Annotated in this window: 7 protein-coding genes; 3 read left to right on the top strand and 4 right to left on the bottom strand. The window is 76.0% G+C overall.

Translation table 11 applies throughout. The annotated features are described in order from the left end of the window. Positions 1–40 precede the first annotated feature (40 nt). The 3 genes from KVT14_RS19550 to KVT14_RS19540 are packed head-to-tail and all read right to left on the bottom strand — an operon-like array spanning position 41 to position 2,704. A complete protein-coding gene (locus KVT14_RS19550; RefSeq protein WP_254631352.1) occupies positions 41–340 on the bottom strand; it encodes a glycosyltransferase family 2 protein in 300 nt (99 codons plus the stop codon). Between the two features lie 10 nt (positions 341–350). Beyond that, positions 351–1,607 (bottom strand): hypothetical protein, encoded by a 1,257-nt coding sequence (locus tag KVT14_RS19545; protein WP_217617188.1) that lies wholly within the window; start codon positions 1,605–1,607, stop codon positions 351–353. After that, positions 1,604–2,704 (bottom strand): glycosyltransferase family 1 protein, encoded by a 1,101-nt coding sequence (locus KVT14_RS19540; RefSeq protein ID WP_217617187.1) that lies wholly within the window; start codon positions 2,702–2,704, stop codon positions 1,604–1,606. The genes KVT14_RS19545 and KVT14_RS19540 overlap by 4 nt, the downstream gene beginning before the upstream one ends. Positions 2,705–2,795: 91 nt before the next feature. Between KVT14_RS19540 and KVT14_RS19535 the strand changes: the two genes are divergently transcribed. Together KVT14_RS19535 and KVT14_RS19530 are read left to right on the top strand one after the other, a co-directional pair. Further along, entirely contained in the window at positions 2,796–3,683 is an 888-nt protein-coding gene (locus KVT14_RS19535) for a glycosyltransferase (RefSeq protein WP_217617186.1), read from the top strand. Positions 3,684–3,744: 61 nt separating this feature from the next. Beyond that, positions 3,745–4,833 (top strand): NAD-dependent epimerase/dehydratase family protein, encoded by a 1,089-nt coding sequence (locus KVT14_RS19530; protein WP_308161180.1) that lies wholly within the window; start codon positions 3,745–3,747, stop codon positions 4,831–4,833. Positions 4,834–4,881: 48 nt separating this feature from the next. Here the strand turns inward: KVT14_RS19530 and KVT14_RS19525 are convergent, their stop codons facing one another. After that, on the bottom strand, positions 4,882–6,018 hold the full coding sequence (locus tag KVT14_RS19525) for an acyltransferase (protein ID WP_217617185.1): 1,137 nt from the start codon (positions 6,016–6,018) through the stop codon (positions 4,882–4,884). 80 nt (positions 6,019–6,098) lie between these two features. Here KVT14_RS19525 and KVT14_RS19520 point away from each other — a divergent pair. Then, positions 6,099–6,962: glycosyltransferase family 1 protein (locus tag KVT14_RS19520; RefSeq protein ID WP_217617184.1), on the top strand; the 864-nt coding region annotated here is incomplete at its 3' end.

The following is a 6,962-nucleotide window of genomic DNA, read 5'->3' as shown; positions in this document are numbered from 1 at the left end:
AATGCGCCACTCCACCTCCTTGCCCCACAGAACGCCATGGCTACGATCCGACTTGGCCGTCGGCGTCGACCTGGACCGCCAGGTCGTACCCGTGCCGCATCGCGTAGGTGTAGGCGGCTCGCATCGCGCCGCCCACACCGAGGTTGATCGGCAGCTCGAGCACCAGGGCGCCCGCTCGGTCCGCCTCCGCGGCGGTGCGGTCGGCGGAGCCGTCGTCGACCACGAGCACGTCGGCGCCCGGGACGGCGGAGCGGAGCTCGGACACGACGCTGGCCACGGTCTCCTGCTCGTTCCAGGCCGGCACGATGACGAGCATCCGCGCGCTGCTGGCGGAAAGCATGCGCGCCATCCTAGCGGTGCCCGACCGTGGCGCGGCGCACCGCCACGGCGTGCACCAGCACGCCCACGAGGGGGCCGGCCGCGAGGCTGACCACCGCCCGGGCCTCGAGCGACCAGGGCATGAGCAGGAGGACGGCGGAGACCGCGGTCGCCACGAGCCAGCCCGCGGCGTACGCCCGGTGCCGGCCGAGCGCGAGCACCGCGGCGCCGGTCAGCGTGAGCAGGGCGAGCGCGCAGGCGCTCGCCGTGAGCCCGGCGAGGACGGAGCCGGGTACGCGGTAGTCCGGGCCGAGCACGGCGGCCATCAGCCAGGGACCGACGACTGCCGCCGCGCCCGCACCGACCGCGCCGCCCGCCAGCACCACGGCGGCCACCTGCAGCAGGGGGCGCGCCCCGCGGTCCCGGTGCGCCAGGAAGTGCGTGATGGCCACGCCCTGGTAGGCGTTGAGCGGGATGAGCAGCGGCGCCCGGGTGAGCTGGACGGCCATCAGCAGCGGGGCGGCGAGCGCGTAGGCGTCGGCCGGGGTGGTCACCCGCAGCAGCACCGGGAAGCCGACGACGAGGGCGGCGCTGGCAGCGGTGCCGGCCATCGCCTGCACGGCGGTACCGGCGAACTGCCGTCCGGAGACGCCCACCCGACTGCTCCGCGCGGCGCGCACCGCCGGGGCGGCGGAGAAGCCGAGCCACGTCGCGGCGGCGAAGCCTGCGCCGGCCGCCATCCCGGTGGTCCCGAGGCCCACGGCCGCCGCGACGCCGGTCAGGACCAGCCGCACGACGGACTCGGAGCCGACCAGACGCGCGTAGGTGGACCACGCGCCGCCGCCCGCGAGAGAGCCGCCCACCGCGGCGTGCCCGGCGAACGCGAGCACGGAGACGGCGACGACGCCGACCAGCGGCCAGGGGCGGGGGCCGAGCACGGCCCGGCCCCACAGCGGCGCCGTGACCAGGAGGGCGAGGGCGAGCGCGGAGCCGACCAGGAGCCCCGCGCGCAGCGCGCGGGGGCCGCGCGGCGCCTGCCCGGGTGCGGCGAGGGCGACGTGCACGGCGCGCGTCGTCTCGTTCTGCAGCCCGCCCAGCACGCCGAAGCAGAAGAACAGCAGGCCCCAGAACGCGAGGAAGTCGGCGTTCTGGGCGGGGGTCAGCACCCGCGCGGCGACGAGCAGCACGAGGTACCCCGCCGCCGCGGCCACCAGCGACGCGAGGCCGACGCCACCGATCCGGGCCGCCTGCCCGGTCGCCGGCCCGGCGGCCCCGGCGTCGGCGGTCACGCCCGGCCCCGCGCGGCGGCCAGGTAGGCGTCCTCGTGCGCGCTCGCGCACGCCGCCCAGGTGAACAGCCGGGCGCGCTCGGGCCCGCGCCGCTGCAGCCCCTCGGCGTCGGCGAGAGCCGCGCGCACGCCGTCGGCGATCGCCCGGGGGTCGGTCGGGTCGAAGAGCGAGGCGGCGTCCCCGCACACCTCGGCGAGCGAGCCCGCGGAGGAGGACGCGACGGGGCAGCCGGAGGCCATCGCCTCGAGCGGCGGCATCCCGAAGCCCTCGTACAGGCTCGGGAACACCAGGCAGGCCGCCGTGCGGTACAGCTCCAGGAGCTCGGCGCGCGGCACGTTCCCGCGGGCGTCCACCCAGTCGGGCAGCTCCCCGAGGCCCTCGAGGCCGCCGCCGGTGAGCACGAGCCGCAGGTCCGGGTCGTCCTCACGGAGCAGGCTGACGGCCTCCAGGAGGCGCTCGTGGTTCTTGTGCGCCCACCCGCGCGCCGGGTACAGCAGGAAGTTCCCGCGCGGGCCGAGCTGCGGGGTGAACGCGGACGTGTCGACGGCCAGGTGCGCGACGGTGATCCGCTCCGGGGGGACCCCCAGGTGGTGCACGATGCGCTGCTTCGAGAACTCGCTGATGGTGATGATCCGGTCGGCCCGGCGCGCCGCCCGGTCGTAGTACAGGCGCCGGTACCAGAGCTCCGCGCGGGAGAACAGGTGCGGCATGTCGAGGTGCTGCACGTCGTGCAGCGACTGGACGACGCGGTCGCCGCGACGCGGCAGCGGGACGGTCGCCGTGAACGGGTAGTGCAGGACAGCACCCCGCGGCGCGCGGCCGAGCAGCCGGCCGCGGCGCAGCACCGAGATCGCGACGGTCCGCAGCCGCGCCGTCGTCGAAGGGGCCGGGACGATCTCGGGGGCGAGCACCTCGGGCAGGTCGGGCACGAACCCGGCCGCCTGCGCGGGCAGCAGCACCGACGCCGACACCCGGCCGGACCGGGCCAGCTCCCGGCCGAGCTCCCGGGCGTACGTCTCGGTCCCGCCCATCCCCCCGGGGACCAGCGTCAGCATGGACAGCACGACGCGGGGGAGGGTGCGGGACGGGACGTTCACAGGGGTTCTGCCTCCGGGTCGGGGTGAGCCGCGACGCGCGGCGCCCCTAGTCTGGCCCATGTCACCCGCTCGATCCGGAAGGTCCTCCTGCATGCCGCTCGACATCTTCGTCCCGTTCTGGGGCGACCCGGCCCTGCTCCGCGAGACGGTGGCGAGCGTGCTGGCCCAGCGCAACGGCGACTGGCTGCTCACGGTGGTGGACGACGCGTACCCGGACGAGAGCGTCCCGGCGTGGTTCGCGTCGATGGACGACCCGCGCATCACGTACGTGCGCAAGGAGCGGAACGAGGGCATCACCGCGAACTACCGCACCTGCGTGTCGATGGCGACGCAGGAGTCCGTGGTCATCCTGGGCTGCGACGACGTGCTGCTGCCCGACTTCGTGGACGTGGTGCTCGCGGCTCGGGCCCGGTTCCCGGGTGCCGCGATCATCCAGCCCGGCGTCGAGGTGATCGACGAGCACGGGCGGGTGGTGCGCCCGCTGGCCGACCGCGTGAAGCAGGACGTGGTGCGCCCCCGCGCGAGCGCCGCCCGGGTCCTGTCGGGCGAGCCGCTCGCCGCGAACCTGATGCACGGCGACTGGCTGTACTGGCCGTCGCTCGTGTTCCGGCGCGACGTGCTGGTGCGCACGCCCTTCCTCGACGACCTGCCGCTGATCCAGGATCTCGCCCTGGTCATGGACATGGTGCTCGACGGCGAGCAGCTCGTCCTCGAGCCCCGGGTGTGCTTCCGGTACCGCCGGCACAGCCACAGCGCCTCGTCGGCGTCGCTGATCGACGGCCGTCGGTTCAGCGGCGAGCGCGCCTACTTCGCGCACGTGGCCGCGAGCTGCGACGCCCAAGGCTGGCCCCGCGCCGCGCGCGCCGCCCGGCTCGCGGTCACCTCGCGGCTGCACGCGCTGACCCTGCTCCCGCGGGCGGCCCGGTCCGGCGCGGTGGGCACCATGCTCCGGCACGCGTTCGGCCCGATGCGGCCGTGACCGCCGCCCCGACCCCCACCCGCGGCGGACGACCCGCCGGCACCCGACGAGAGGACCCGCAGTGAACGCGCCCACGCCCGCCCGCACGCCCCAGGAGGAGACCGTCCTCGTCACCGGCGGGGCGGGGTTCATCGGCACGACCATGTCCGCGGACCTCGTGCGGACGTTCGGGCGGGCCGTCGCGCTCGACAACCTGCACCCGCAGGTGCACGCCCGCCCGGAGCGGCCCGCCGAGCTCGCCGAGGGCCTCGAGCTCGTCGTGGGCGGCGTCACCGACCCGGCCGCGTGGGACGCGCGGCTGGCCGACGTGCGGCCTGACGTCGTGATCCACCTCGCGGCCGAGACGGGCACCGGCCAGTCGCTCACCGAGTCCACCCGGCACGCCGAGGCCAACGTGGTCGGCACCACGCAGATGCTGGACGGCCTGCGCCGCGCCGGCGTCCGGCCGCGCCGCATCGTGCTGTCGAGCAGCCGCGCGGTCTACGGCGAGGGCGCCTGGCGCCGCGCCGACGGCACGCTGTTCCTGCCGGGGCAGCGCACCGCGGAGATCCTGGAGCGGCACGAGTGGGACTTCCCCGGCGCGGAGCCGGTGGCGATGGCCGCCGCCACGACCCGCCCGGCGCCGGTGAGCGTCTACGGCGCGACCAAGCTCGCCCAGGAGCACATCATCACCTCGTGGGCGAACTCCGAGGGCGTCGAGGCGGTCGTCCTGCGGCTGCAGAACGTCTACGGCCCGGGCCAGTCGCTGACCAACTCCTACACCGGGATCATGGCGCTCTTCTGCCGGCTGGCACGCGAGGGCGCGTCCATCCCGCTCTACGAGGACGGCGCCGTGCGGCGCGACTTCGTGCTGGTCGACGACGTCGCGCGGGCGCTGCTCGCGGCGGCGACCGCCACCGACCCGGGCAGCGACCCGATCGACATCGGCTCCGGGGAGCACCAGACGATCGCCGACGCGGCCCGGCTGATCGCGCGGTTCTACGGCGCGCCGGACCCGCACGTCACGGGGCAGTACCGGCAGGGCGACGTGCGGCACGCGTGGGCCGACGTGACCCGCGCACGCGAGGTGCTGGGCTGGGCCCCGCGGGTGTCCCTCGCGGACGGCGTCGACCGCCTCGCGCGGTGGGTGGACGAGCAGCAGGGCGCCTGACCGGCGCGGGACGACGGGGCGGACCGGAGGGTCCGCCCCGTCGTCGTCTCAGGCCGGCCGGGCGGCGGTGGACCGCCGGGCCCACCGCATCGCCGGCCGCTCGACGACCAGCCAGCTCGCGACGGCCAGCGGCACGGTGACCACGAGGGCGACGACGTCGTACGCCAGGAGCGGCAGCTCGTGCGCGCCGGTCAGCACGAGCAGCTGCTGGACCGGGAACGCGTAGATGTAGATGCCGTACGACACGTCGTGGCGACGCAGCAGGTCGGGGATCGGCAGCGCCGACCCGACCCAGATCAGCGCGTACGCGAGGAACGGCGCGGTCAGCTGCGCTCCCCACCCGTCGAGCAGCCACACCGCTCCCGCGACGACCGCGACGCTGCCGGCTGCGGCGGCCCAGTGCATCGGGAGGCGGTGCCGCAGCCGCTCCACGAGCGCGCCGCCGAGGAACAGCGGCAGCAGCTTCGCGAGCAGCTGGGCGTCGACGTTGCCGCCGAGCAGGGTCGCGACACCGTGCGGCCAGCCCGCGTGGGCGGCCACCGACAGCACGAACGCCCCCACCAGGCCCCAGACGGAGCGGCGCATGAAGCCGACCAGGGCGAGCAGCCCGACGACCAGGTAGCAGAGGAACTCGTAGTACAGGCTCCACAGCGAGCCGTTCCACGCGCCGGGGTACGGCACGTCGGCCGGCGTGCCCGCGATGTCGTAGGCGTTCACGCGCAGGAACAGGTTGCTCCAGACGAAGTTCGCGGGCGTGGTGCTCGTGGTCAGGTAGCCCGAGAGGGTGCCGTGCAGCCAGACGTACCCGATCGGGCCCACGACGGCGACCATCACCAGCAGGCACACGACGAACGCGGGGAAGATGCGCGCCACCCGGTGCACCAGGTACGTCGAGAGCGGGTTGCGCCAGCGTGAACCGGTGATGAGGTAGCCGCTGACCGCGAAGAACCCGAACACGGCCCAGCCGCCGAGGTTCTCGCCGTCGACGTGCGGGCCGACGCCGCGCCCCGAGATGTAGTAGGCGTGCGCGTGCAGCACCAGGACCGCGAGGCCGAGTCGGACCACGTTGAGCCCGTTGCGCCGCGGGTCCAGCTGCCGGCCGTGCCACCGGCCCAGCCGGGCCTCCGGTGCGGTGCGGACGTCGGTGCGCGCGGGCGCGAGCTCCTGCGGCGTGGCCGCCGTCACGGGGCGGTGCCCGGCAGGGAGGTGTCCATGCGCCCAGTGTCGCGCATCGGGCCCGGCGGGCCCGCACCTACGATGGCGCGGTGCGAGTTCTGTTCGACGCGACGGCCATCCCTGCGGACCGCGGAGGTGTCGGCCGGTACGTCGACGCGCTGCTCCCCGCGCTCGAGGCGGAGGGGGTGGACCTGCGCGTGGTGTGCCAGGCGCGGGACGCCGACCAGACCGCCGCGCTCGTACCGGGGGCCGACGTGGTCCCCGTGCACGCGCTCGTCGAGCGCCGGCCGGCCCGTCTCGCCTGGGAGCAGACCGCCCTGCCGCTGCTGGCCCGGCGCGGGGCCGACCTGCAGCACAGCCCGCACTACACCTTCCCGGTCGCTACCCCGGTGCCGCTGGTCGTCACGCTGCCCGACGCCTCGTTCTTCAGCCACCCGCAGCTGCACTCGCCGGTGAAGGCGCGGTTCTTCCGCACCGCCACCCGGCTCGCCGTGCGCCGGGCGGCAGGGCTCGTGGTGCCGTCCCGGGCCACCCGGGACGAGGTCGTGCGCCACGCGGGCGGGTCCTCGAGCCGGTTCACCGTCGCGTACCACGGCGTCGACACCGAGATCTTCCACCCCGTGGCCGCCGCCGAGCGCGCGCGCGTCCGCGCCGCCGTCGGCCTCGGCGCGGACGAGCCGTACGTGGCGTTCCTCGGCACGCTGGAGCCGCGCAAGAACGTGCCCGCGCTGGTCGAGGGCTGGGTGCGGGCGTGCGCGGGCGCGGGGGACGGCCCGGCGCCGGCGCTCGTGCTCGCCGGCGGGGCCGGTTGGGACACCGCCGTCGACGCGGCCGTGGCGGCGGTGCCGGCCGGGCTGCGCCTGATCCGCACCGGCTACCTGCCGCTGGGCGACCTGGCCGGGCTGCTGTCCGGGGCGACCGTGGTCGCGTACCCGAGCCTGGGCGAGGGCTTC

The organism is Cellulomonas sp. GbtcB1, from assembly GCF_019091725.1.
Classification (GTDB): domain Bacteria; phylum Actinomycetota; class Actinomycetes; order Actinomycetales; family Cellulomonadaceae; genus Cellulomonas.
The sequence above is the reverse complement of the archived record's forward strand: the minus strand, read 5'-3'. Positions and strand labels throughout refer to the sequence as shown.